This window comes from Actinoallomurus sp. CA-150999 (genome assembly GCF_050942425.1).
Lineage (GTDB): Bacteria > Actinomycetota > Actinomycetes > Streptosporangiales > Streptosporangiaceae > Actinoallomurus.
Genome location: NZ_CP192063.1, coordinates 1,202,603 through 1,224,728, shown reverse-complemented (window position 1 = coordinate 1,224,728; position 22,126 = coordinate 1,202,603). Strand labels below are relative to the sequence as shown.

At 71.7% G+C, this 22,126-nt stretch carries 21 protein-coding genes; 16 read left to right on the top strand and 5 right to left on the bottom strand.

Annotated features, from left to right (window positions below):
- Positions 1 to 112: 112 nt before the first annotated feature.
- The 6 genes from ACQP2O_RS05825 to ACQP2O_RS05800 all read left to right on the top strand — a co-directional run bounded on the left by ACQP2O_RS05825 (position 113) and on the right by ACQP2O_RS05800 (position 6,184).
- Positions 113 to 754 carry an SSI family serine proteinase inhibitor gene (locus ACQP2O_RS05825; RefSeq protein WP_433180589.1) on the top strand — a complete coding sequence of 214 codons (642 nt, stop codon included), beginning with the start codon at positions 113 to 115 and terminating at the stop codon, positions 752 to 754.
- A 115-nt stretch (positions 755 to 869) separates the two neighbouring features.
- On the top strand, positions 870 to 1,283 hold the full coding sequence (locus tag ACQP2O_RS05820; protein ID WP_433180587.1) for a CBS domain-containing protein: 414 nt from the start codon (positions 870 to 872) through the stop codon (positions 1,281 to 1,283).
- A 21-nt stretch (positions 1,284 to 1,304) separates the two neighbouring features.
- On the top strand, positions 1,305 to 2,066 hold the full coding sequence (locus ACQP2O_RS05815; RefSeq protein ID WP_433180585.1) for a GAF and ANTAR domain-containing protein: 762 nt from the start codon (positions 1,305 to 1,307) through the stop codon (positions 2,064 to 2,066).
- A 59-nt stretch (positions 2,067 to 2,125) separates the two neighbouring features.
- Positions 2,126 to 4,036 carry a SpoIIE family protein phosphatase gene (locus ACQP2O_RS05810; RefSeq protein WP_433180583.1) on the top strand — a complete coding sequence of 637 codons (1,911 nt, stop codon included), beginning with the start codon at positions 2,126 to 2,128 and terminating at the stop codon, positions 4,034 to 4,036.
- Between the two features lie 350 nt (positions 4,037 to 4,386).
- Positions 4,387 to 5,619 carry a glycosyltransferase gene (locus tag ACQP2O_RS05805; protein ID WP_433180581.1) on the top strand — a complete coding sequence of 411 codons (1,233 nt, stop codon included), beginning with the start codon at positions 4,387 to 4,389 and terminating at the stop codon, positions 5,617 to 5,619.
- Positions 5,620 to 5,629: 10 nt separating this feature from the next.
- The gene (locus ACQP2O_RS05800) at positions 5,630 to 6,184 is read left to right on the top strand and encodes a DUF6328 family protein (protein WP_433180579.1); all 555 of its coding nucleotides are present in this window, start codon (positions 5,630 to 5,632) and stop codon (positions 6,182 to 6,184) included.
- Between the two features lie 89 nt (positions 6,185 to 6,273).
- Here the strand turns inward: ACQP2O_RS05800 and proS are convergent, their stop codons facing one another.
- The gene (gene proS / locus ACQP2O_RS05795; RefSeq protein WP_433180577.1) at positions 6,274 to 7,710 is read right to left on the bottom strand and encodes a proline--tRNA ligase; all 1,437 of its coding nucleotides are present in this window, start codon (positions 7,708 to 7,710) and stop codon (positions 6,274 to 6,276) included.
- A 112-nt stretch (positions 7,711 to 7,822) separates the two neighbouring features.
- Here proS and lepB point away from each other — a divergent pair, with 112 nt between their 5' ends.
- The 4 genes from lepB to ACQP2O_RS05775 all read left to right on the top strand — a co-directional run bounded on the left by lepB (position 7,823) and on the right by ACQP2O_RS05775 (position 12,673).
- The gene (gene lepB, locus ACQP2O_RS05790) at positions 7,823 to 8,515 is read left to right on the top strand and encodes a signal peptidase I (RefSeq protein ID WP_433180576.1); all 693 of its coding nucleotides are present in this window, start codon (positions 7,823 to 7,825) and stop codon (positions 8,513 to 8,515) included.
- Positions 8,516 to 8,744: 229 nt separating this feature from the next.
- The gene (locus tag ACQP2O_RS05785) at positions 8,745 to 10,352 is read left to right on the top strand and encodes an ABC-F family ATP-binding cassette domain-containing protein (RefSeq protein ID WP_433180574.1); all 1,608 of its coding nucleotides are present in this window, start codon (positions 8,745 to 8,747) and stop codon (positions 10,350 to 10,352) included.
- A 51-nt stretch (positions 10,353 to 10,403) separates the two neighbouring features.
- Entirely contained in the window at positions 10,404 to 11,720 is a 1,317-nt protein-coding gene (locus ACQP2O_RS05780; RefSeq protein ID WP_433180572.1) for a hypothetical protein, read from the top strand.
- A gap of 203 nt (positions 11,721 to 11,923) precedes the next feature.
- Positions 11,924 to 12,673: a hypothetical protein gene (locus ACQP2O_RS05775; RefSeq protein ID WP_433180571.1), complete on the top strand. Its 750-nt coding sequence runs from the start codon at positions 11,924 to 11,926 to the stop codon at positions 12,671 to 12,673.
- A gap of 10 nt (positions 12,674 to 12,683) precedes the next feature.
- Here ACQP2O_RS05775 and ACQP2O_RS05770 read toward each other — a convergent pair whose 3' ends face one another.
- The 3 genes from ACQP2O_RS05770 to ACQP2O_RS05760 all read right to left on the bottom strand — a co-directional run bounded on the left by ACQP2O_RS05770 (position 12,684) and on the right by ACQP2O_RS05760 (position 14,742).
- The gene (locus tag ACQP2O_RS05770) at positions 12,684 to 13,238 is read right to left on the bottom strand and encodes a YceI family protein (protein WP_433180570.1); all 555 of its coding nucleotides are present in this window, start codon (positions 13,236 to 13,238) and stop codon (positions 12,684 to 12,686) included.
- A gap of 100 nt (positions 13,239 to 13,338) precedes the next feature.
- Positions 13,339 to 13,692, bottom strand: coding sequence for a DUF2795 domain-containing protein (locus ACQP2O_RS05765; RefSeq protein WP_433180568.1), 354 nt, complete (start codon positions 13,690 to 13,692; stop codon positions 13,339 to 13,341).
- Between the two features lie 195 nt (positions 13,693 to 13,887).
- A complete protein-coding gene (locus tag ACQP2O_RS05760; protein WP_433180566.1) occupies positions 13,888 to 14,742 on the bottom strand; it encodes a phosphatase PAP2 family protein in 855 nt (284 codons plus the stop codon).
- Positions 14,743 to 14,920: 178 nt separating this feature from the next.
- Between ACQP2O_RS05760 and ACQP2O_RS05755 the strand changes: the two genes are divergently transcribed.
- Together ACQP2O_RS05755 and ACQP2O_RS05750 are read left to right on the top strand one after the other, a co-directional pair.
- Positions 14,921 to 15,901: an ABC transporter permease gene (locus ACQP2O_RS05755; RefSeq protein ID WP_433180564.1), complete on the top strand. Its 981-nt coding sequence runs from the start codon at positions 14,921 to 14,923 to the stop codon at positions 15,899 to 15,901.
- Complete coding sequence (locus ACQP2O_RS05750) at positions 15,894 to 16,721, top strand: ABC transporter ATP-binding protein (RefSeq protein ID WP_433180562.1); 828 nt, start codon at positions 15,894 to 15,896, stop codon at positions 16,719 to 16,721. Before ACQP2O_RS05755 ends, ACQP2O_RS05750 begins: the two co-directional genes overlap by 8 nt.
- Positions 16,722 to 16,825: 104 nt before the next feature.
- On the opposite strand, the gene ACQP2O_RS05745 is transcribed toward ACQP2O_RS05750, so the two are convergent.
- Positions 16,826 to 18,079 (bottom strand): phospholipase D-like domain-containing protein, encoded by a 1,254-nt coding sequence (locus ACQP2O_RS05745; RefSeq protein ID WP_433180560.1) that lies wholly within the window; start codon positions 18,077 to 18,079, stop codon positions 16,826 to 16,828.
- A 338-nt stretch (positions 18,080 to 18,417) separates the two neighbouring features.
- On the opposite strand from ACQP2O_RS05745, the gene ACQP2O_RS05740 reads away from it, so the two are divergent.
- The 4 genes from ACQP2O_RS05740 to ACQP2O_RS05725 all read left to right on the top strand — a co-directional run bounded on the left by ACQP2O_RS05740 (position 18,418) and on the right by ACQP2O_RS05725 (position 21,966).
- A complete protein-coding gene (locus ACQP2O_RS05740) occupies positions 18,418 to 19,467 on the top strand; it encodes an ABC transporter ATP-binding protein (protein ID WP_433180558.1) in 1,050 nt (349 codons plus the stop codon).
- 5 nt (positions 19,468 to 19,472) lie between these two features.
- Complete coding sequence (locus tag ACQP2O_RS05735) at positions 19,473 to 20,387, top strand: carbohydrate ABC transporter permease (RefSeq protein ID WP_433180556.1); 915 nt, start codon at positions 19,473 to 19,475, stop codon at positions 20,385 to 20,387.
- A 65-nt stretch (positions 20,388 to 20,452) separates the two neighbouring features.
- Positions 20,453 to 21,406 carry an ABC transporter permease subunit gene (locus ACQP2O_RS05730; RefSeq protein WP_433180555.1) on the top strand — a complete coding sequence of 318 codons (954 nt, stop codon included), beginning with the start codon at positions 20,453 to 20,455 and terminating at the stop codon, positions 21,404 to 21,406.
- A 26-nt stretch (positions 21,407 to 21,432) separates the two neighbouring features.
- The gene (locus tag ACQP2O_RS05725; protein ID WP_433180553.1) at positions 21,433 to 21,966 is read left to right on the top strand and encodes a YbhB/YbcL family Raf kinase inhibitor-like protein; all 534 of its coding nucleotides are present in this window, start codon (positions 21,433 to 21,435) and stop codon (positions 21,964 to 21,966) included.
- Positions 21,967 to 22,126 lie beyond the last annotated feature (160 nt).

Below are 22,126 nucleotides of genomic sequence, written 5' to 3'. Positions count from 1 at the left end.
CTGTTCCCGGCGTCCCGTACCACCACTGGAGCCGATTACCGAGCGAGAGCGGTGCGCTACAGTGAGCGATTGAGTTCCGCTGATCAGGCGGGACCTTCCGGGGGGAAATCACATGCGACGTTTCCTGGCGTTTTCCATCGCCGCAGCCATCCCAGCGACGTTCTCCGCGGCTCCGGCCGGAGCCCAGAGCAGACCCGCGCCACCGGCGACGGGCGCCCACGGCAGGACGGCCGCCTCCCAGCGCCTCCTGCGGCATGTCCGGCCGGTGCCGCGGGGCACCGTCGTCCACAACATGTCGGCGCCGGGCGCCGGGACGGCGCCGGGGGCCTCACCGGGCGCGCCGTCGCTTCCGGGCGACGTCGCCACCACGCCGTCCGCCGCGTCGCCGCAGGCGAGCGTCGCCGCCTCACCGGCGCAGTCGATCGCCGCGGGCGGCCAGACCGTGCACGGGCCGACCCAGCTCACGCTCACGACGACCGTAGGCTCGGCCGCGCCGAAGACCGTGACGCTGCAGTGCGACCCGGCCGGCGGCACCCACCCGAAGGCCGAGCAGGCCTGCGCCGACGTCGCCAAGACGCACGGCGACTTCAAGCTCGCCTCGGACGAGAAGAATCCACGCGCGTGCTTCATGATCTACTCACCGGTCACGACCAGCGCGGAAGGGCAGCTGCGCGGCGAGGCGGTCAAGTACACCGCGAAGTTCCCGAACACCTGCATGATGCGCACCCAGACCGGTTCGATCTTCGATTTCTGAAGAGCGAACGTCGGCGGACGTCCCGGTCGCGGCCGAGCTCCGTACGCCCGCGCGGCCGGAATAAGACCCGCCTTCGGGGGTAGTCGGCGCATGACGGGCGAAGGGAGTGTTCGCAATGGCGCAGAAGATACGCGACGTGATGACGCCCGAGCCGGTCGCCCTCCCTCTCGACGCACCGCTCACCGAGGCGGCTCGATTGATGCGTGACCAAGGAGTCGGCGGGGTGCTCGTCACTCAGGCCGGCCGGCTGTGCGGGGTGCTCACCGATCGCGACATCGTCGTCCGTGCCGTGGCGGAAGGGCGCGACCTGCGCGGCACGCGGCTCGATCAGGTCTGCAGCGCCGGTGTGGTGACGATCGGGCCCGACGACGAGACCGACGCCGCCGTGCGGCTCATGCGCGAACGAGGCGTACGGCGGCTACCGGTCGTGGAGAACGGCCGCGCGGTGGGCATCGTCTCGCTCCGGGACGTGGTCCCCGAGGACGACGCGTCCGCCGTCGTCATCGGCGGCGAGCGCACCGGCGACTGAGGACGGGTTACCGTGGACGGCGTGGGTTACGGACCGCACATCAGCAGCGAGCTGGCCGTTGAGATCGCCCGGTTGAGTCTGATCCACGAGGCGTCGGAGACCGCGGCGCTCCGGCGCGTGACCGAGCTGGCGGTCCGTACGGTGGGGGGCTGCGCGGGCGCGACCGGGATCCGGTGGACCGCCGGGGACGATCCCGAGCCGCTGGACGAGGCCGACACCCACCCGGACCTGTCGTACCTGAGCGAGATCCAGTGCGCCCGCCGGGACGGCCCGATCTTCGAGGTGGCGCGCAGCGAGACCCCGGTGTTCTGCGGCGACACGCTGGTCGAGACCCGGTGGCCCGGGTTCACCGCCATCGCGCTGCAGCGCGGAGTGCGGTGCTTCGCGACGACGGTGCACCGCACCGGACCGATCATCGTGACGCTCACGATGTACGGCGTGGTGCCCGGCGCGCTCGATCAGCAGGGGCTCGGGCTCGGGGCCCTGCTCGCCGCACAGGGCGGCGCGGCCGTGTCGAACACCCGGCACTATGAGGACGCCCACCGTACGGCGGTGCAGTTGCGGCAGGCCGTGGAGGCGCGGGCCATCGTCGACCAGGCGAAGGGCGTGCTCATGCACGCGATGGGCTGTGACGCCGATACCGCGTTCGACGAGCTCAAGCGCATCTCCCAGAACCGCCACGTCAAGCTGACGGCGCTGGCCCGGCGGATCGTCGAGGGCAGCGGGCCGGGCGGCGGCGGCTCCGGGCGGTCTGGTCTCGCCGGGGCAGCGGACGGCCGTTAGAGTACGAACAGCCGTCCGATTTGGTCGCAGACCGCGATCACACCAGGCTGGGAGGCGCCATGTCCGACCAGCAGGAGACGGAGTCACTCCTTCAGGAGACGGCCAAGCTCCGGACCCGCGTGAGCGAGCTGCGCAGTGCCGCCTCCCTGCCCGAGGCCGACTCCGGCCCGCTCCTGGAGGCGGCCCTCGTCGAGTTGGAGCTGGCCGTGGCGGCGCTCGGCGCCACGGGCGAGGACCGCGCCTCCGCGGAGGCCAGATCGGAGGCCGCGGAGAGCGAGCGCCGGATGCTGCGCACGGTGTTCCAGGACGCTCCGGTGCCGCTGTTCCTGCTGGAGCGCGATGGCACGGTCCGCCGGGTGAACCGCCAGGCCGGCGCTCTGCTGGGCTCGTCGGCGGGTTACCTCACCGGCAAGCCGTTCCCGGTCTTCTGCGACATGGCGACGCGGGCGGCGGTCGGCTCGCACATCGCCGGGGTGTTCCACTCGGGGCAGCGACGCCGTACGCGGGTGCGCTTCCTGTCCAAGCACGGCCCGGTGAACGCCGACGTGACCCTCGCCCGGATCTGGGTGAGCGGGGAGCCCGACCCGCTCGTGGTCGCGGCGACCGCCCCGGCGACGCGCGAGCCGGCGGCGGAGGAGGCGCCGTACGAGCCGACGGCCCCCGACGCCGTGGCCACGGTCGTGCACCGGATGGACGTCCTCGCCACCGCGACCGGGATGCTGCTGGAGGACGACTCCCTGACCGAGTCGATCGCGGTGCGCCGGTCGGCCCGGCTGCTCGCCGCGGAGCTCGCCGACTGGGTCATCGTCGACCTCGAGCAGAACGGCACACTCCGGCGGCAGGTCGTGATCGGACCGGAGGACGAGCGGTCCACGGAGATCGCCCGGATGCTGGAGAACGTCCATCCGGGCCCCGGTTCGCTGCCCGTCTCCGTGTGCGACAGCGGCCAGGAGGTGCTGCAGGCCCACATCGACGACCTGAGGACGCTCGGCACCACCGAGGGCGATCTGCCGGTGTGCGGGCTGATCGAGGCGTCGTCGCTGATCTGTGTGCCGCTGGACGACGGCGAGCACCGGCTGGGCACGCTGACGCTGACCGTCTCGGGCGAGCAGGGACCGTTCGACCTGATGGATCTCGGGCTGGTCGAGCGACTGGCCCGCAACCTCGCGCTGGTGATCCGCACCGGGCGGCGGTACCGCCGCCGTATGGAGGTCACCGAGCGGCTTCGCGCCGGTCTGCTGCCCAGCGAGCTGCCGGCCATCCCGGGCGCCGAGATCTCCGCGCGGTACGTCGTGGCCACGCGGGACAGCGGATTCGGCGGCGACTTCTACGACGTCTTCCCCACCGCGTCGGGCTGGGGTCTCGCCCTGGGCGACGTGTGCGGTAAGGGCGACGACGCGACGGCCGTGAACGCCGGCGCCCGGCACGGCATCCGGATCCTCGCCCGGTGGAACGCCAAGCCCGACGAGGTCCTGTCGATGGTCAACGAGACGCTGCTCGATCAGGAGCGTTTCGTCACGGCCGTGATGGCCTGCGTCGAGCCGCGCGACGAGGGTCTGGCCGTCATGATCGGCAGCGCCGGGCACCCGCCCGCCGTGCTGATCCGGCGCGACGGGCTGATCCGCACCCTGAGCGGCGGCGGCATCCCGCTGGGCCTGTTCGCGGACGACTTCGAGGTCGGCGTCGAGTCGCTCGAGCTCGAGACCGGCGACACCCTGTTCCTCTACTCCGACGGCCTTGTGGAGAGCTCCGACGCGCTGCGGAACCGCTTCGGCCACGAGCGCCTCGTCGAGGTCCTCGCCGCCCACGCCGACCGCCCGGTCGCCGACATGCCGCTGGCGGTCGAGCACGAGCTCACCGAGTTCTGCCGCGGCGAGCTGCGCGACGACGTGTCGATGCTGGCCCTGCGCGTCACCGGGGATACCAGCGGCGTTCCCGGCCGGGTCGCGGTGTCCGGGTCGGCCGTCTGAGCCCACACCGGCGGGCGACTGTTTAAGGGCCGGGCCATCAGGTAATAATTGGGTCCAGGAACTCGTGCCTAAGACGCAGGCACACCACGGGAGGGCGGCATATTCGCCCTCGATCTCCGGAGGGTGTGCATGCGTAAATTCGATTCGGGCCTGGTCAACGGCCTGACGTCCGCGGTTCCCTCACTTTCCCCCGCGCAGCCGGACCCCTGCTCCGGCCGTGAGCGCGCGCGTGCCTTCCCCATCCCCGATCGCCCCCGCCGTTCCCGTTCCGTCGTTTCGGGAGCCGGACGGGCCGAGATCGTCGCGGACACCGACGCGCCCGGCCGCCTGAACTTCCCGGAGGTTGCTCGATGATGAACATCGCCATGGTCTCGGTCCAGGACAGCCCCCTCGGAACCGCCGATGAACTCGGCGACAGCCTCGGGTCGCACCTGGCCGAACTCGCCCGCGAACTCGGTCGGCAAGGGCACCGGGTCACCGTCTACACCCGGCAGGACGGCCGCGACCCGCGGGAGCGGGTGCGGTTCGCTCCCGGGGTCACCGTGGAGCAGCTGGCGGTCGGCCCCGTCCGCCCGCTCGCCGATGACGAGCTGCTGCCGTACCTCGCCGACTTCGGCGCGCGGCTCGCGCGACGCTGGCACGGCCGGCGCCCCGAGGTGGTCCACGCCCACCACTGGGTGAGTGGCCTGGCCGCGATCGCCGGGGCGAACGGCCTCGACATCCCCGTCGTCCAGTCCTTCCACACCCTGGGGACGACTCTGGCCCGGACCGGGCAGCCGGTCTCGCCGACCCGGGTCCGCCTGGAGAAGGCCATCGGCCGCAGCGTGCGCCTGGTCGTCGCCACGACCGAGAGCGAGCAGACCGAACTCGTACGGCTGGGCGTTCAGCGCCGCCAGGTCACGCTGGTGCCCTCCGGCGTCGACGTGGACAAGTTCTCGCCGAACGGCCCGGCCCTGCCCCGCGGCGAGGCGGCGCGCCTGGTCACGCTCATGCGGCTCGGCCGGCACCAGGGCGTGACCTCGGTCATCCAGGCGCTGGCCCGGATCCCGGATGCCGAACTCGTCGTGGCCGGCGGCCCGGCCCGAGAGGATCTCGAGACCGACGAGACCGTCCACCAGCTGCGGATCAAGGCCAAGGAGGCCGGCGTCGCCGACCGGGTGACCTTCATCGGCCGGGTGTCGGCCAATGACGCCCCGAAGCTCCTGCGCTCCGCCGACCTGACGATCAGCGTTCCGGCGTACGAGACGGTCGGCCGGGTGCCGCTGGAGTCGATGGCCTGCGGGACGCCCGTCGTCGCATCCCCCGTCGGCGGCCACCTCGACTCGGTGGTCGAGAACGTCACGGGCATCCACGTCCCGGCCGACCGCCCCATGGAGATCGCCCGCCGGGTTCGGGCCCTGCTCGCCGACCAGACGCAGCGGACCGCCCTCAGCATCGGCGCCGTCGACCGGATCCGGTCCCGGTTCGCCTGGGAGCGGGTCGCGTACGAGACCGTCAAGGTCTACGAGTCCCTGCAGCCCGTGCCGGAGCCCGTCCTCGCGGGCGTCATCCCCTGCGCCGGGGATGAAGACGAGGAAACCTGACAGAGGTTCGATGGGCTCCACACCGGCATCCGGATCTTCAGCACGGGACGAGACGCCCCGGGAACGCATCGACCGCGAACTCGTCGAGATGCTCCAAGAGCTGCGCGTCATCGTGGCCGGGGTGCAGTTCCTGTTCGCGTTCCTGCTGACGCTGCCGTTCTCCAACGGGTTCAAGCGGGTCGGTCACGCCGGGCAGTGGGTGTTCTACCTGTCGCTGATCACGGCGGCGTGCGCGTCCATCTGCCTGATGGCCCCCGCCGCCCAGCACCGGATGCTGTTCCGCTCCGGCCGGAAGGACCTGCTGATCACCCGGTCGAACCGATACGGCATCGCGGGCACGCTGGCCCTCACCGTGTCGATGTCCAGTGCCGTGGCCGTCGCCGCAAGGGGGTTCTTCTCCTCCACGCTGGCGGCCGTGACGGCCGCGGCGATCGTGGCGGTCGTCGCGTGGGCGTGGTTCGTGCAGCCGATGCTCACCCGGCACCGCGTCCCCACCCGGGTCGAAGAGGAGGCCGACTGCGAGGAGAAGGACGCGCCGGGCGACGACCCTGCCCGGCCCCCATGATCGACTGACGCGACGACGAAACCGCCCCCGTGTGCGGCAGGAGGGCGGTTTCGCGACTGGTCGAGGCCGATACGAGCGGCCGGTCGAGGTCAGTACGAGCGGCCGAAGATGACCCGCTTGCCGTACGCGGACGGCTGCCCGCAGCGGAAGCAGGACCCGGTCTCCTCGGGTGCCTCGAGCGGGACCACGCGCGGCGTGGCCGCCGTGTCGGCCTTGATCTCGTCCTCGCAGTCCGTACGGCCGCAGTGCAGGACGCGCGCCCAGCCCTCGGCGACCTGGGTGCGGAAGGAGTCCCAGTCGTCGATGTCGGCGGTGTGCTCGTCGCGGTACTGCTCTGCTCGGGTGTAGAGGAACGCCTGGAAGTCCTCGAGGACGCCGGGCAGCACCTCCGGGACCTGGTCGAGCGGGATCTGCTCCTTGCCCTGGTCGCCGAGGCGGCGGGCCAGTGTCACGACGCCGGCGTCGAGGTCGCGGGCGCCGATCTCCAGCCGGATCGGGACGCCGCGCATCTCCCAGTCGTTGTACTTGAACCCGGGGCGGAGCTGGGTGCGCTCGTCGACGTGCACGCGGACGCCGGCCTTCTTCAGCCGGTCCGCCAGCTCGCGCGCCGCGGCGACCGTGCGCTCGGCGACCTCGTCACGGCCGATCGGCACGATCACGACCTGGTACGTCGCGATGCGCGGCGGGAGCACGAGGCCCTTGTCGTCGCCGTGCGTCATGATCACGCCGCCGATCATGCGGGTGCTCATGCCCCAGGACGTGGTGTGGGCGTACACCAGATCGCCCTGGGCGTCCTGGTACTGGATGTCGAAGACCTTGGCGAAGTTGGTGCCGAGGTAGTGCGAGGTGCCGGCCTGCAGGGCCCGGCCGTCACGCATCATGCCCTCGATCGAGTAGGTGCGCACCGCCCCGGCGAACCGCTCGCTCGGCGTCTTCTCACCCTCGATCACCGGCATCGCGGCCAGCTCGCGGGCGACGCCCGCGTAGGCGTCCAGCGCCCACATCGTCTCGCGCATCGCGTCGTCCTCGTCCGCGTGCGCGGTGTGCCCCTCCTGCCAGAGGAACTCGGTGGTGCGCAGGAACATGCGGGGCCGCAGCTCCCAGCGCACGACGTTGGCCCACTGGTTGAGCAGGAGCGGCAGGTCGCGGTGCGAGTCGATCCACTTGGCCATGTACTCGCCGATGACGGTCTCGGAGGTGGGCCGCACGACCAGCGGCTCCTCCAGCTCCTTGCCGCCGGCGACCGTCACGACGGCCAGCTCGGGCGAGAACCCCTCGACGTGCTCGGCCTCGCGCTTGAAGTACGACTCCGGGATGAACATCGGGAAGCAGGCGTTGCCGTGCCCGGCCTCCTTGATGCGGCCGTCGAGGTCGGCCTGCAGCAGCTCCCACATGCGATAGCCGTACGGCCGGATGACCATCGTGCCCCGCACCGGGCCGCGATCGACCAGCTCGGCCTGGACGACGACCTCGTTGTACCAGGCGGAGAAGTCTTCAGACTGAGGAGTGACACCTTCCCGACTCACGCAGCCGAGGGTACCGGCCCTGGGACGGTCACGTGGACAACCCGGGAGGACAGCCCCGTGATGACGGACCCTTTACACCGATCACATCCTGACTCGGTCTACCGTACAACTCGTGTCAGACGAGTCCCCAGGCGAGGCAGAGCAGAAAAAGCCCGCCAAAAAGCGGTCATTTTGGCGCGAACTTCCGATTCTTCTCGGAATCGCCCTCGTGCTGTCTCTGCTCATCAAGACCTTCCTGGTCCAGGCGTTCTTCATCCCGTCGGAGTCGATGGAGCGGACCCTGCACGGCTGTGCCGGCTGCACCGGGGACCGGATCCTCGTCTACAAGGCCGGCTACCGGTTCCACGACCCGAACCCCGGGGACATCGTGGTGTTCCGCGCTCCCGGGTCGTGGGAGCCGGAGACGCGGATCGCCCAGTCGACCAACCCGCTGCGGCGCGCGTTCGGCTGGGTCGGCGGGCTGTTCGGCCTGCCGCAGGCCAACGAGAAGGACCTCGTGAAGCGGGTGATCGCGGTGGGCGGCCAGACCGTCCAGTGCTGCGACAAACAGGGCCGGGTGCTCGTCGACGGAAAGCCGCTCAACGAGCCGTACATCTTCGAGGACGACCACAAGCCGTTCGGCCCGGTGAAGGTCCCGGCCGGCCGTCTCTGGGTGATGGGAGACCACCGGTCGGACTCCGCCGACTCGCGGTTCCACATGGAGGACGGCTACCAGGGCACGGTCCCGGTGAAGGCCGTGATCGGCCGGGCCTTCGTGATCGTCTGGCCGCCGTCCCGCTGGAACACCCTGGGCAAGGGGGGCTGACCGTACGGCCGCGGCGGCCGCCCAGGCGTGGCCGCTGTACGCGGACGGAGACCGTACCCAGGCGGAGGCCGCACGGGAGTGAGGCCGCACGGGCGGGCCGCCGTGGGGGCGGGCGCCTGTACGGGCGGGCGGAGGCCGTACGGGGAGCGGGCGTACGGGGAGCGGGCGTACGGGATGCGGGCGGAAAATCCGTTGGCTCGTCCGCTGCGATGCCGGAGACTGGGCGACCGTGGGCCACGTCGAAGTCGCGCATCTGAGCCATGTCCTCCCCGACAGCCGGGTGCTGCTGGCCGACGCGTCGTTCCGGGTGGCCGACGGGGCGGTGGCCGCCCTGGTCGGGCCGAACGGCGCGGGCAAGACCACGCTGCTCCGGCTCGTCGCGGGCGACCTCGAGCCCCAGGACGGCACGATCTCCCGCAGCGGCGGGCTGGGCGTGATGCGGCAGTTCATCGGCAGCATCCGCGACGAGACGACCGTCCACGACCTGCTCGTGTCCACCGCTCCGCCGCGCGTGCGCGAGGCCGCCACGGCCTTGGAGCGGGCCGAGCTGGCCATGATGGAGCGCGACGACGAGCCCACCCAGATGCGCTACGCCCGGGCGCTCACCGAGTGGGGCGACGCGGGCGGCTACGACGCCGAGGTGCTCTGGGACGCCTGCTGCGTCGCCGCGCTCGGCACGCCGTACGACCGGGCCCGATGGCGCGACGTGAAGACGCTGTCCGGCGGGGAGCAGAAACGCCTCGTCCTGGAGACGCTCTTCCGCGGCCCCGACGAGGTGCTGCTGCTCGACGAGCCCGACAACTACCTGGACGTGCCCGGCAAGCGCTGGCTGGAGGAGCGGCTGCGCGAGACGGCGAAGACCGTGCTGCTCGTCTCGCACGACCGCGAGCTGCTGGCCCATGCCGCCCGGCAGATCGTCACCGTGGAGGCCGGGACGGTCTGGGTGCACGGCGGCGGCTTCACGACCTACGCGCGGGCCCGCCGTGCCCGCAACGAGCGGCTGGAGGAGCTGCGCCGCCGCTGGGACGAGGAGCACGCCAAGCTGAAGGCGCTCGTCCGCATGTTCAAGGAGAAGGCGGCGAACAACTCCGACATGGCGTCGCGCTACCAGGCGGCGAAGACACGGCTGCGGCGGTTCGAGGAGGCCGGGCCGCCGGAGATCCCGCCGCGCGACCAGAACATCAAGGTCCGCCTGCGCGGCGGCCGGACCGGCAAGCGCGCCGTCGGCTGCGAAGGGCTGGAGCTCACCGGCCTGATGCACCCGTTCGACCTCGAGGTCTGGTACGGCGAGCGCGTGGCGGTCCTCGGTTCCAACGGCTCCGGCAAGAGCCACTTCCTGCGGCTGCTGGCCGGGGAGGACGTCGCGCACACGGGCACCGCCCGGCTCGGCGCGCGGGTCGTCCCGGGGCTCTTCGCACAGACCCACACCCGCCCGGACCTGCAGGGCCGTACCCCGGCCGAGATCCTCATGACGGAGCACGCCCGGCTGCGCGACGAGGCGATGGCCGCGCTGGCCCGGTACGAGCTCCAGTACTGCGGCGATCAGCCGTTCGAGACGCTGTCCGGGGGCCAGCAGGCCCGCTTGCAGATCCTGCTGCTGGAGCTGAGCGGCTGTACGCTGCTGCTGCTCGACGAGCCCACCGACAACCTCGACCTGGCCAGTGCCGAGGCTCTGCAGGAGGGCCTGGAGGCCTACGAGGGCACCGTGCTGGCCGTCACCCACGACCGGTGGTTCGCCCGATCGTTCGACCGCTTCGCGGTCTTCGGCGCGGACGGGACGGTCTACGAGTCGGCCGAGCCGGTGTGGGACGAGGCCAGAGTGGCGCGCCCCCGCTGAGCCGGGCGCGCCCTGGCCGAGAACGCCTGCCGAGCCTGAGGAGACGCGCCCGTGTCCGTAACACTGGCGGCGATCATCATCGCCGCCGTAGTGGTCGCCCTGGCGCTGTCACGGCGCGGCGATGACGCGCCCTCGCCGCAGCCGCCCGTACGGCATTCGGAAGATCACGGTGCGGGCCCGAAGGATCCGACGGTGCGGCGCTCGGGAGACCGGCTCGCAGGTGCGGGCCCGGAAGATCCGACAGAGCGGCGTTCGGGGGATCGGCTCGCGGGTGCGGACCCGGAGGGGCCGACGGCGCGCCCAGAGCCCCGGGGCCGGCCGAGGCGTGGCGGGGGGAAGGGGCAGCCGCTCGTCTCCCTGGCGGCCGTCACCGCGCTGATCTACCTGAATCAGGTCCTGTTCACCGTCTACGTCGTCCGGGTCCATCACGGCAGCCCCGCGTTCATCGCGCGCTACCTGCCGACGGGCTGGTTCGCGCTCGCCGACGCGCCGTGGGTCGAGGCGGCGGCCCGGTGGTTCCCCGCCCCCACGGTGCTCGCGCCCAGCGTGCTGAGGGTGCAGGCGTTCCTCGAGCTCCCCTTCGTGGTCCTCGCGTACCTGACGGTGTGCCGGTGGTTCTCCGGGTCCGTGTACCGGCGCGCGCTCCGGCTCGTGCCCTGGGTGGCGGCGTCGTACACGGTGACGTTCGGCCTGATCGAGTGGTCGCTGCGCAACCCGTACACCTGGGACGATCTCGCCATCCGGGCCGCCGCCGGGCTGATCGTGCCGCTGTGGACCGCCCGCCTGTCCCGTGACGCCGCCGATGACGCCCGGGGGCTGCCCGGGCTCCTCGTCTTCGCCGCCTCCACCCTGGGGCTGGGCCTGCTCATCCTCGTCGTGTACGACACCGCGCTGCTCTACAACCTCGGCCACCTGGTGGCGCGGCTGCCGATCGCCGTGGCCGCCGGGACGGTGGTGGCCGCGGCCCGCGCCGCGGCGCGCGTCGTGCCGAAGCGCCCGCCGGGCCGTGGCGTCGACTCCATCGCCAGGTCCTTCGGGTGGTTTCTCGTGCTGTTCTTCGTGCCCGCCCTCCCGGTGCGGTACGGCCTCAACTTCGGCACCGCCTACCTGTCGGCGGGCGCCGGGGCGCTCATCGTCGTGGCGGCCGCCTGGTACGGCGTACGCGACACCTTCGCCGTGACGCCCGGCGATGCCGGGGCGTGGGTCCGGCAGATGGCGGTGGCCGTCGCCGCCGGCGTGTGCGGCGGAGCCGCGGGCCTGCTCCTACCCGGCGGTCACACCGAGATGCGCGTGTTGCAGGGCGGCGCGGCGTTCTTCGTCTGCGCGGTCGCCGCGTGCGCCCTCCTCGACCGGCGAAACGCCCGGTGAACGGCAAGGCGGCGGCGGGCCGCCATGCACCGGCTGGCGGGTCGCAAGGGCCGCCATGCACCGGCCCTTGCGACGCGCCCGTGATCGAGCGGCCGAAGTAGATGGCCGATTACGGCATGGACGGGGCCGACTCCCGGATGGAACCAACCGGGAGTCGGCCTCGTCCGATCGTCGTGGGCCTGACCAGAACCACACTCGCGGCCGTGGCGATCCTGGCCACGACGGCCGCGGCAGCGGCCTGCACCGGAGGCGGCAGAGCGCGGGCCGACCGGCCCCACTCCCCTGGCACGTTGGTCCTCAGCGGACTGTGGATCGAGGGATCGCCCGCGCCGCCCGGCCGGACACCGCTGCCGGCCTTCGCGCTGTACGGGGACGGCACCCTCTTGTTCCCCGGCGGGACGGTCGGCGCGCTACCCACGATCCGCGCCTTCCATCTCACCCGTTCGGCCGCGGATCGGCTGTACGAACGCGCCCTCGACGCCGGACTGGCGACCCCGCGGCACTATGACCGGCAGGCACCTGACGCAGGTGTCCTCATCGTCACCCTCGTGTCGAACACCCGGCGAGCGGTGACCCGTGTCGTACTCCCGGACCGCTCCGACCATGGCCGCAGAGGTGCGATCGCCCGGCTCGGTTCCTTCGACCCTCGTACGCTCGCGCGCAAGGACCAGGTCCGGCCACCGGACACCTACCGCTACACCCGCCTTGCCGTCGTCACCGGCGGAAATCTCGGCGCGCCCGAGCGTGCCTGGCCTTTCAGCCCGCTCAGCAGGAGCTCGGCATCGGCCGACCACGGTCGGTGCATGATCGTCACCGGCGAGGAGTTGCGCAAGGTGCGGGACCTGGCCGCGTCCGCCTCCCCGAACACGCTCTGGGCCGGCGACGATGGGAAGTACCAGCTGTCCTTTCGCCCTCTGCTTCCCGCCGAGGCCGGCTGCGCCGACCTCGGCTGACCGGCGCGCGTCAGCCGGTGGCGGGGAGGGTCAGGTCGAACTCCACGTCGACCTCGTCGGCGAGCTTGAGCGCGCCGAGCAGGGCGGAGTACGGCTTGATGCCCCACTGCGTCTGGACGACGGCCGCCCCACCGTGGACCCGGTCGTCGGCCACGGCTCCGCGGACCGCGATCGGGTGCGTCCGTCCCATGATCGTCAGCTCGCCGGTGAGCGTGAACGCCTCGGGGGCGCCCTCCGCGCCGGTCGACCGGAAGGTGATCTCCGGGTGCTGCGCGGCCCGGAGGATCTTCTCGCGCGCGGTCTTCTCGATCTCGGCGCGGTCGGAGTCGGTCAGCGGTTTCACGCCGCCGGTGCCCTCGCGCACCTTGAGCGAGTCGACCTCCGCCGACACGGTCACCGACAGGCTCGCGGGGTCCGCCGGGTCGACGACGGCCTCACCGGACCAGCGGGTGACCTCGATCGTCAGATCGTGGCCCACCTTGCGGCCGACTCCGCTACGCGAGGTACGGAGCAGGAGCCGTCCGGTCTGCGGCCCGAGCGTGTAGGTGCCCGCGGTCAACGCCATGACACCAGCGTACGTCCGGGACCCGCCGGGTCCGCCGTCACGGGGAGGCGCCCGGACGGGCGCCTCCGGTCCGAGATTCTCTGGTTCAACGGTCCACGTCTCAGTGCGGGGCGGTCAGGCCGATCTCACGGACGATCTCGCCGATGGTCCGGAACTCCTTACCCTCGGGCAGCCTGGAGATCGTCTCGACCACCGAGCCGGGCGCGCCTTTGCTCCGCAGGTGAGCGAGCAGCCGCCGTCGGTCGGCGGGGAACTCGCTCGGCGGCAGGTGCCGGCTGAGCTCCGCCCTGCGGGCGACCTCGGCGGGCGACGGTCTCGGCGGACGTGCCGCGGCGTCCGCGTCCGTGCCGCCGTGCTCCGCCTGCGCCGATCCGCTTCCCCCGATCAGGTTCTTCGTCTCCTTCCGGAGGCGCTCGTCTTGGGCCGTACCCTGCTTGTCGCTCTCGCGCTGCATGGATGACCTCACCTTTCGCCATAGCCCCCTCTCAGGCGCTCCCCCGGCACGCTGACGTTCCGGTCCGACCCCCCGGATGGGGAACGCCCGAGATCATCGACTTGAAGCCGGGCGGTCGCTCTGCGTGACCACCCCCCTCAAGCCGCCCTACCCGACCAGAGCAGTCACGAATCCTGGCCGGTACCAGCGTGATCATCATCCGGTGGCCGTCCTGGAGGGTACGAACACGGCAAGTGCGGCGGCCTGCTTGGTGACGGTCACGGTGCCGGCCCGGCCGACGTCCACGCGCGCGACGCGCCCGGAGCGGTAGGCCGCGACCGCGTCGGCGACGGTGTGGATCCCCAGCGCCCGCGCGAAGTGGTTGAGGGTCCCTCCGGGGACGACCAGGAGGGGCAGGTCGTGGTCGAGGGCCACGCCGGGGACCGCCTCGGCCGGCACCACCCACCGCGCGCTCGCCGATCGGGGCATGGTGGGCCACAGCAGCCGGGTGCCGAGGCCGGCGGCGGTGCCCAGCGCGACCCCGGCCAGCACGTCGCCCGGGTAGTGCGCGCCGGTGTAGATACGGGAGAAGGCCACCGCCGCGGCCGTGATCCCCACCGGCACGGCCACGGCCGCCGGCGCCTCCAGCGAGATCCCCGTGGCGAACGCCGCCGCCGACGCCGAATGGCCCGACGGGAACGACGGGGACGTCGGCAGCCGCCACGGCGAGCGGATCGAGGGGATGAGGGTGACCCCGACCCGGGTGACGACCGGGCGCGCCGACGGGGTGAACAGCTCGATCAGCGGGCGGGGGCGGCGGAACGCCTGCTTGCCCACCAGATTCGCGAGCGGGCTGGCCAGGCCGATCGCGATGACCCCGCGTAGCGCCGCCCGGCGCAGCCGCGGCTGCCGGGTGAGCGCGAGACCTCCGGCGACGCCGCCCCACAGCACCGAATGGTTCGCGATTCTGGAGAGCCGGGGGAGGATGTACTCGAGCCCGGGCAGCTCGGCCGCCGCGACCGCGCCGAAAGCGCGCTTATCCAGCTCTCTCGCTCGATTCAACAGGGACATGAACCGGTGTATCCCCGTTGCTCACCGGATCACGCCAAAGATCACATTCTTGGCACTGCATCTGCCGGTTGGTCGTTCCCGCGCCCCGGACTGCAATAGGCTGCTCCGCATGAGTCACCCGGAACGGCTCGGAGCCTCGGGTGGCGGGCAGGTCAGCGCGATCGCGGAGCCCCCTCACATGAATGGGAACCAATCGCTGGCCGAGTTCGCCACGCGTAACGGGCTCAAGCAGAGCGCCGCTCGTCCCCCCATCGGTCCGTACATCCGCCAACTCTGGCAGCGACGTCACTTCATTTGGGCGTTCGCCTCCGCCAAGAGCGTGGCCATGTACACCGAGTCGCGTCTCGGCCAGCTGTGGCAGGTGCTCACCCCCCTGCTCAACGCGCTGGTCTACTACCTGATCTTCGGTCTGCTGCTCGGCCGCAAGAGTGACGTGACGCATTACATCCCGTTCCTGGTGATCGGGATCTTCTTCTTCCACTTCACTCAGCGGTCGGTGACCTCGGGCGCCAAGTCGGTTCAGACCAGCATGTCGCTGATCCGCGCCCTGCACTTCCCGCGGGCGACGCTGCCGTTCTCGTACACGATCGTCGAGTTGCAGCAGCTGTTCGCGGCGATGGCCGTGCTGGTCGCCATCATGTTCGGCTTCCAGGAGTGGCCCACGTGGGAGTGGGTTCTGATCATTCCGGTGCTGCTGCTGCAGCTGATGTTCAACATCGGCGTCAGCCTGGTGGTCGCCCGCATCGGCGCCTTCGTTCCCGACCTCAGCCAGCTGCTGCCCTTCATCCTGCGCACCTGGCTGTACTTCTCCGGCATCATGTTCTCGATGTACGCCCTGGCGGGGAAGGTCCCCGGCTGGGTCCTCAAGCTCATGGCGGCCAATCCCGGATCGGTCTACGTCGAGCTGGCCCGCCGCGCGCTGATGGGCTCCTATCGCAAGGACCTGCACAAGATGCAGGGCACCTTCGAGAAACAGTGCCACGCTCAGGCGTTCACGCCGAAGCAGGTCGCCAAGGCCGCCAGTGCCTGTAAGGAACACGCCTCGCTCGCCACGACGAACCACATGATCTGGTACTACGCCGCAGGCTGGGCCGTGGTCGCGTTCGTGGTGGGCTTCTGGTTCTTCCACCGCGCGGAGGAGAGGTACGGCCGTGGCTGACGCCGTCAAGGAGAAGGTCAAGGTGTCCGGAGCACCCGACGGGTCGGCTCCGCCCGTGGTGATCGACCCGAACCGCGAGCCCATCGTGGTGGTCGACGACCTGCACATCATCTACCGGGTGTACGGCGCGGGCGGCAAGGGCAACGCCAACAACGCGCTCAAACGCATCATGCGCCGGGAGCACCGCCCGTCCATGAAGGAGGTCCACGCGATCCGCGGGATGTCCTTCATCGCCTACAAGGGCGACGCGATCGGCGTCATCGGCACCAACGGTTCGGGCAAGTCGACGCTGCTGAAGGCCATCGCCGGGCTGCTGCCGCCGCAGCGCGGCGGCGTCTACACCGAGGGCCAGCCGTCGCTGCTCGGCGTCAACGCCGCCCTGATGAACGACCTGACCGGCGAGCGCAACATCGTGCTCGGCTGCCTGGCGATGGGCATGCGGCCGGACGAGGTCAAGCAGAAGTACGACGAGATCGTGAAGTTCGCCGGTCTCAAGGAGGGCTTCATCCAGCTGCCGATGAACGCCTACTCCTCCGGCATGGGCTCGCGGCTGCGGTTCGCGATCGCCGCGTCCAAGTCCCACGACGTGCTGCTGATCGACGAGGCGCTGGCCACGGGTGACGCGAAGTTCCGGCGCAAGAGCGCGGCCAAGATCGACGAGCTGCGCGAGGAGGCCGGCGCGGTCTTCCTCGTCGCCCACCAGCTCGACTCGATCAAGGAGATGTGCAACCGGGTGCTCTGGGTCGACGAGGGCCGGCTGGTCATGGACGGCGAAACCGACGCGGTCGTCGACGCCTATACCGAGGCCACCAGCAAGTAGGTCCTGCCGCGAGAAGCCGGGAAGTTCCGGGGAACGGCTTCTAGAGCAGGCTCGTACGTACGCCGACGGGGCCGGCCCAGCGATGGGCCGGCCCCGTCGGCATGTCAGTCATCGATCGGCGCCGCCGGATCGTCGGGGTCCGGCACGTCGCCGTTCAGCTGGTAGTGGGTCTGGGCGGCCTGCCAGAGCCGCGCGAAGTTGCCCTGGTAGGCCCGGTAGATGTCCGCACCCTCAATGGTGATCATCGTCTCGTCGTTGTGCCGCAGGGCCGGCTCGGTGTAGTTCGGGCTGCCGGTGATCACGACCTTGCGGGTGTGCCCGGCGTAAGTGCCGTCGATCAGCACGTACTTGGAATGGGCGAAGGCGTCGACCTCGTCGCCGTCCTCGTTGAAGTACAGGTAGTGGCTGTTCAGCAGCTGCGGTCCGCCGTCCTGCGCGAGGATGTCGTGGGCCCGCGCGCTGAGGTTCGTGTAGATGACGCGGACGTCGCAGCCCTGGTGGGAGAGCGACCACAGCCGCTCGGCGACGGCCGTACGGCTGAGGTTGAAGGTCGTGACGCGCACCGCGGTGCCCCGGGCGCAGCCGACGTGCCCCAGGAGCTCGTACAGGGTGTCGGTCTTCGGCGAGTCGCCCGCACGCGGGAAGGTGTACGCCGTGACGCGCCCGCTGTGGGCGACCCGATAGTGGTCCCGCTCGTGACGCCGGACCGCCAGCGCGGCGAAGTAGCGCCCGTACGCCCGGTAGAGCCGTGCATCGCTGATCGTGAAGGCGTTGTTCCAGGCGTTCACGCGGTTGCGCGTCGTCAGGTTGGCCGAGGACTGCACCACGACGTCGCGCGCCCGGCCGGTGCGGGAGAACAGGAAGAACTTGTTGTGCATGATCGCGTCACCGATGCACCCGCTGCGGCAGGCCACCACCCACGATGAGCTCTTGCGGCTGGTGCCCAGGGCGCGTTCGACGCTCCGGTAGGCGTCGTTGTCGCGGGTGCTCGCGTCGACGACGAGCTGCACGCGCGCCCCGCGCTTCTTGGCGTCGATCAGGGTCTGGGCGAACGCTTTGGACGTGAACATGAACACCGCGATCTGGATCAGCGCCCCGCGCGGAGCACCGGCGGTCAGCTGGTTGACCTGGTGCGCGATGGCGTTCTGCTCCGCCGCCGATCCGGAGGGGACGTTGAACACCGCGGACGGCCGCATCGCGGCCATCGGAGCGGTCCCCGCCGGAACGCCGGACACCGCGGCCATCGGAGCGGCCCCGTGCGTACCGGATCGCCCCGGTACGGCCCGGTACGGCGGGGAGACGCTTCCGATAACGGCCGCACCGACGGCGGCCATGGTGGCGATGGGGAGTCCACGCATGTTCGGTTCTCTCTTCGTCGCTGGGCGGCCGACCACCTGACTTCCGGCACACGCCCAGATCTCGTCCGATTTACGATCACGCACTGTAGCGCTTTGGTCACACAGAACACACGGGTTACCGAAGAAAAGCCACGGATGCGGTCCTGTGCGTCAACTGCCGCTGGCCGCACGGCCAAGATCGATCTACTTTCGAGGGAGGAACCTCTGCACGGGGAAGGTCCAATGCCGGATCGGCGTCCTCTGTCCCGACACGACTTCCTCCATCCCTCTCGTTCCGTCACTCCGTTCTCCTCCCGTCCCGCCGGTGCGCGCGACGCCGCCGAACCGCTCGCCCGGCGGTGAAGGTCGTCGAGGTACGGGGCCTGGTGAAGGTGTACGAAGGCCCCGGCAAGCGGCACGTGCGCGCGCTCGACGGCGTCGACCTGACGACCGGACGGGGCGAGTGCGTCGTCCTGCTCGGCCCTCCCGGCTCCGGTAAGACGACCCTGTTGCGCGCCATCGCCGGTCTCGAGGCCCCGACCGCGGGCGAGGTCCACCTCGGCGGTCACCTCATGAACGGCCTGCCGCCGCGGATCCGCCGGGTCGGCCTGGTGGCGGCCTCGCACGCCCTGTACCCGCACAAGACCGTGCGCGGCAACATCGAGTTCCCGCTCAAGGCCGAGCGCGTGCCGCGCGGCACCCGCGAGCGCAAGGCCCGCTGGGCCGCCGACCTGCTCGGCATCGCGCACCTGCTGGACCGCCGTCCCGGCCGGCTGTCCGGGGACGAACGCCGCCGGGTGGCCCTGGCCCGCGCCGTGGCCCGGGAACCGGCCGTACTGTTGCTCGACGAGCCGCTGTCCGGGGTCGACGCGCGGTCGCACACCGCCGCCCGCGACGAACTGCGGGCGCTGCAGCGGCGTCTCGGCACCACGATGATCTGCGTGACGCACGACCAGGCCGAGGCGATGGGCCTCGGCGACCGCGTCGCCGTGCTGGACGCCGGGCGGTTCCGCCAGGTCGGCACGCCCCAGGACCTGTACGACGAGCCGGTCGACACATTCGTCGCGACGCTCATCGGCACGCCGCCGATGAACCTGGTGCCGCGCGGCGACCGGCTCATCGGCTTCCGGCCCGAGCACCTGCTGCCCGCCGAGGAGGTCCCCGCGGACCGGCGGGTCACCATGCCGCTGCGCGTCGACCGGATCGAGTACCTGTCGGGCGACCGCCACGTGTACGGCACGGTGACACGAATCGGCCCGGAGACCCGGGTGATCGCGCGGCTGCCCGCCACCGTCACCACGCCCCTCACCGACGGGCAGACCCGGGAGTTCGCCGTGCCGGGTGACCGAATGCGCTTCTTCGACGCCGAGTACGGGAACCGGACGGCGCCCGTACGGATCGGCGGGTGAGGGGCGTGGCCGCCGAAGCCGCGCCGGGAGCTCGCCGGGGCGGCCTGGCGGACCGGCCGGGCCTGATGACCTGGGTGTTCCTGCTGCCGTCGGTCATCTACCTGGCGGCGCTCGTCGTCGTGCCGCTCGTCCTCGCGGTGGTGCTGGCGTTCTCCGCGGCGACCGCCGGCCGCCCCGCGTACCGCTTCACCGGCGTGCGGCAGTTCACGACCGTGCTGTCCGAGGGCGTGTTCTGGCGGGCGCTGGGCGACACGCTGCTGATCACCGGCGCCTCGACGGTCCTGGTCGTGCTGGGCGGTCAGGTCCTGGCCCACGTCCTGCTGGCCCGGTTCCGCGGCCGATGGCTCGTCCGGCTGCTCGTGCTGCTGCCGTGGACGACGCCGGCGGCGCTGTCGGCGACCTCCTGGCGGTGGCTGCTCGACTCGGCCGGTTCCCCGGCCGGGTGGCTCCTGCGCGCGGTCGGGATCCCGCCCGGCGCCTCCTGGCACGGACGGCCCGTCGTGACGATGGGCGCGATCGTCGCGGTGCAGGCCTGGCGGCTGACGCCGCTCGCCGCGGTCGTCATGGCGGCCGGGCTGGCGGCGATCCCCCGCGACGTCCGGGACGCCGCGCGCGTCGACGGGGCGGGCGCCGTGCGGCGGGCGTTCGACGTGACGATCCCCCTCACCCTGCCGTCCATCGCGGTCGCCGCGCTCCTCACCGCCACGCTGGCCAGCGCCGACGTCACCGTCGTGAACGTGCTGACACATGGCGGCCCGGGCCACGCGAGTCAGACGCTCGCCACCCTGTCCTACGCCCGCGGGGTCGAAGGCGGCGCGCTCGGGCAGGGAGCGGCGATCGCCGTCCTGCTCCTGCCGCTGCCGCTCGCCGGAGCGGCGGGTCTGCTCCGCGTCGTACGACACCGGAGCGCGGACCGGTGAGGCGTCGTCGGCGGATCGCGGCCCATGTCGTACGACGCCGGGGAGCTGACCGATGAGCGCCACCAGTGGACCGGTCGTACGAGATCGGGGGACGGGCCGATGAGCGCCACCTGCGGATCGGCCGCCCGCGTCGTACGACGCTGGGAGGCGGATCGGTGAGCGTCACCGAGGGACTGGCCGCGCGGACGGCGGCGCGGGAGTTGGCGCGGCAGCGGCGGCGGTACACCGTGCGCCATGTGCTGGCGCGGTCGGCGCTCTACGCGACGGCGGCCGGCGCCGCGCTCCTGTGCGCGGTGCCGTTCCTGTGGAGCGCGGTCACCGGCGTCCGGCGGTCGTCTCCGGATGACGCGGGTGTCGTGGCGCGTGTACGCCTCCTGCTGCGCTCCACCCCCTTCCCGGCGTTCGTGGGGAACACGCTGGTCGTCGGCGTGCTCGTCACGGTGGCCACGCTGCTGGTCGCGCTCCCGGCCGCGTACGCGCTGACCCGTCCGCGGTGGGGCGGCGCGGTCGGGCGGGCGATCGCCGTCCTGGTGGTGGCGCCGGCCGTGGCCCTCGTCCTGCCGTTCTCCTGGGCCGCGCGCGAACTCGGCCTCGGGCCCTCCCTCGGGACGCTCGTGCTCGTCCAGCCGACGCTCACCATCCCGGTGGCGGTGCTGCTGTTCGGCGGTTTCCTCCGGGCGGTCCCCGCCGATATCGAGGACCAGGCGCTCGTGGACGGGCACGGCCGCGTCGCCGCGTTCCTGCGGGTCGTGCTTCCCCAGCTCGCACCCGCGATCGCCGCGGTCGCGGTCCTGGCGTTCACGCTGTCGGCCGGGGACTTCGTCTACGCGCGGGCGCTGGCCCCGGTGGACCCGACGGTGGCCACCGGGATTCCCGCCCGACTCGGTTCCGGCGAGCCGTGGGCGGTGACGCAGACCGGTGTCGTCCTGGTGGCGGTCCCCTTGGCGGCCGCCGTCGACCTCGTCCTGGGGAGGATCATCGCCGCCGCGGCGGGCACGGCTGGTAGGACTGAGGCGTAACCGTCGAACCGAGCGAGGAGATTGCCATGGCGGGTCGGCCACCACTGCCCCATGAGTTCCTGCCCGAGGTCCCGTCCTTCACCGTCACCAGCGATGACGTGGCGCACGGCAAGCAGATGCCGAACGCCCACGTCTTCAACGACTGGGGATTCACCGGCGAGAACCTCTCTCCGCACCTGAGCTGGGATGGTTTCCCCCCGGAGACCAAGAGCTTCGCCGTCACCTGCTATGACCCCGACGCCCCGACCGGCAGCGGCTTCTGGCACTGGGTCCTGTACGACCTGCCCGCGTCGGTGACCGAGCTGCCGACCGGGGCGGGCGGCGGTGACTTCAAGGGACTGCCCGAGGGCGCCAAGCACGGCCGCAACGACTACGGGAACAAGGAGTTCGGCGGGGCCGCCCCGCCGCCGGGCACGCCGCACCGGTACGTCTTCACCGTGCACGCGCTCGACGTCGATGAGCTGGGCGTACCGGACGACGCGTCGCCCGCCGTCGTCGGCTTCAACATCACCGCCCACACCCTGGCCCGCGCCCAGGTCGCCCCCGAATACGGCCACTGATCGCAGTGGGCCGGCCCCGCTCGTACGGAGCGGTGCCGGCCCGCCGGGACCGTTCTGGACGTGTGCTTCCGCGACCCCGACGGCAACCTCATCGAGGTCTCGGCGTACTGACCTCCCGGGCGGGACGCGTTCGTGGGGCCGCACCACAGGTACGGCCCCA

Excerpts from the sequence above, each read along its gene's own strand:
- ACQP2O_RS05745 (WP_433180560.1), bottom strand. The coding sequence starts at position 18,079 with ATGCGTGGACTCCCCATCGCCACCATGGCCGCCGTCGGTGCGGCCGTT.
- ACQP2O_RS05820 (WP_433180587.1), top strand. The coding sequence starts at position 870 with ATGGCGCAGAAGATACGCGACGTGATGACGCCCGAGCCGGTCGCCCTC.
- ACQP2O_RS05800 (WP_433180579.1), top strand. The coding sequence starts at position 5,630 with ATGGGCTCCACACCGGCATCCGGATCTTCAGCACGGGACGAGACGCCC.
- ACQP2O_RS05760 (WP_433180566.1), bottom strand. The coding sequence starts at position 14,742 with ATGTCCCTGTTGAATCGAGCGAGAGAGCTGGATAAGCGCGCTTTCGGC.
- ACQP2O_RS05770 (WP_433180570.1), bottom strand. The coding sequence starts at position 13,238 with ATGGCGTTGACCGCGGGCACCTACACGCTCGGGCCGCAGACCGGACGG.
- ACQP2O_RS05725 (WP_433180553.1), top strand. The coding sequence starts at position 21,433 with ATGGCGGGTCGGCCACCACTGCCCCATGAGTTCCTGCCCGAGGTCCCG.
- ACQP2O_RS05805 (WP_433180581.1), top strand. The coding sequence starts at position 4,387 with ATGATGAACATCGCCATGGTCTCGGTCCAGGACAGCCCCCTCGGAACC.
- ACQP2O_RS05810 (WP_433180583.1), top strand. The coding sequence starts at position 2,126 with ATGTCCGACCAGCAGGAGACGGAGTCACTCCTTCAGGAGACGGCCAAG.
- ACQP2O_RS05755 (WP_433180564.1), top strand. The coding sequence starts at position 14,921 with ATGAATGGGAACCAATCGCTGGCCGAGTTCGCCACGCGTAACGGGCTC.
- ACQP2O_RS05825 (WP_433180589.1), top strand. The coding sequence starts at position 113 with ATGCGACGTTTCCTGGCGTTTTCCATCGCCGCAGCCATCCCAGCGACG.
- ACQP2O_RS05765 (WP_433180568.1), bottom strand. The coding sequence starts at position 13,692 with ATGCAGCGCGAGAGCGACAAGCAGGGTACGGCCCAAGACGAGCGCCTC.